The 2,119-nt window shown below is 70.9% G+C and carries 1 protein-coding gene; it reads left to right on the top strand.

All coding sequences use genetic code 11. The features are described from left to right. Positions 1-1,480, top strand: a 1,480-nt coding sequence (locus ETD86_RS54010; protein WP_246149538.1) for a DUF1015 family protein, incomplete at its 5' end; no start/stop codon positions are given. Positions 1,481-2,119 lie beyond the last annotated feature (639 nt).

Here is a 2,119-nt window from a genome sequence, read left to right as displayed (position 1 = left end):
TAGGCACCGTAAGATGTGTATACGAGACAGGACGACGGCCCCCGCCGCGGCGACCGGCTCCCAAACGACGACCCCCGCCGCCGAAACAACCGACACCACCGCCCCAACGACCGCCTCCACCGCCGAAGCGCCGGACTCCACCGCTCGCATGGCGGGCCCCGGCACCGCGCCGGCTCGAGCCACGGTCACCCCACCCACCGCGGTCCCGCTCGATGCCCGATACGCCGAAGCCCGGGACACACTGCGAGCCTGGCTGGACGCGGGCATCCTGGTGCCGGACGAGCAGCCGGCGCTGTACGTGTACGAGCAGACCGGCCCGGACGTCCTCCAGCGCGGCCTGATCGGCGATGTGGGCCTGGCCGACCCGGGGCAGCACATCATCCTTCCTCACGAGGACGTGATGCCTGGCCCGGTCGCCGACCGCCTCGCACTCATGAGCACCACGCAGGCCAACCTCGAGCCGATCTTCCTCCTCTACGGGGGCGACGGCGGCGCGGCAACCCGCCTGGTGGACGAGGTGGCCACGAAGCGCCGCCCCCTCGTGACCGCCCGCACGGAGGACGGCCTCACACACCGCCTATGGGCGATCACGGACGAGACGGAGATGACCGCGATCAACGCCGACCTCCACGATCGTCAGGCTTTGATCGCCGACGGCCATCACAGGTACGCGACGTACCGCGTACTCCAACGCCAAGAACGCGCCACGCGCCTCCACCACCAGGGGAGCACCACCGACCCCCAGCACCCGGATGGCCCCACCAACCTCCCCGACCCGCACCACACCAGCGGTCCCCCTGACCAGGAGAGCCCCACGGGACTCCCCTACCCGAACGACGCCACCAGTCCCGAACGTCGGGAAACCGGCCAACACGCCGCGAAAGGCCGGCCCTCCCCTGCGGAAGGCCTGGTCGCCCCGTGGGACTTCGGCCTGGCCTTGCTCGTCGATTCGACCGCGTACCCGCCCGACCTCAAAGCCATCCACCGCGTGATCCCCGGCCTCTCCCTAGCCGAAGCGACCGTCAAGGCCAGGGGCGCATGGCAGGTCCACGAGTATGACGGCCTGACCGAGGGCCTGGCCGCGCTCGAGAGTGCCCCTGAGCCGGCGTTCCTGCTCGCGGGCGAGGACGGCGCGCACCTCCTGGTGGATCCCGACCCCGTCCAGCTCGCCCGCGCCATGCCACCCGACCACTCCAACCGCTGGAACTCCCTCAACACCTCGGTCCTCACCGAGTTCATCCTTCCCAGGGTGTGGGGTATGCGCGACGACGAGCAGACCGTACGGATCGTCCATCACGACGCGGAGGCCGCAGTGCGGCTGGCCGCACGTACCGGCGGCACCGCCGTGATACTCAAGCCACTGGCGATCGACGACGTGCTGGCCGTCGCCGCAGGGGGCGAACGTGTCCCCCGCAAGTCCACCTCCTTCGGCCCGAAACCCAGAACAGGCCTGGTCCTCCGCACGTTCGCGATCGACTGAGTCGCCTCTTCCCGGTAGAAGCCCGGCCCGCTCCACAGCACCGAGCGCCGCCTTTGCCAGAAAGACTCAGCCCTGCGTCAGAGGGCATAGCGCTCCCTCCGGCAGAGCGATGTCTTGAGCAGCGCATGCCCCAACAGCCTGCCCACCGCCCGCGGACGCCGCTCTGCGCACGGAACCCACACCACACCCCGCACCACACCGCCGCGTACCACACTGCGCACGTCACTGCACACGTCACTGCACACAGGGCACGGGACCCGGCAGGGAACCCGCACCACACCGCACACCAACATCGCGCCCCACAGTGCGCACGTCAGCGCACACAGGGCACGTCAGCGCACACAGGGCACGTCACCGCGCACAGGGCACGCGAACGCGCACAGGGCACGGGACCGCGCACAGGGCACGGGACCGCGCACAGGGCACGGGACCGCGCATAGGGCACGGGACCGCGCACGGAACCCGCAGCACACCGCACCCGCACCGCACCCCACGGCACCGCGCAGGCGGCACGGCACGGGCACGGCGGTGGAGCTGTGGCGGCTCGCGGCACGCGACTGCGGGAGTTGCAGCGCCCCCAATGCGCGGTGACAGCTACAGCAGCCCCCGGTGCGCTCTACTCCAAGCAGGACCCCACCC

Source organism: Nonomuraea turkmeniaca (assembly GCF_005889735.1).
Lineage (GTDB): Bacteria > Actinomycetota > Actinomycetes > Streptosporangiales > Streptosporangiaceae > Nonomuraea > Nonomuraea turkmeniaca.
This window is presented reverse-complemented; position numbering and strand designations above follow the sequence as displayed.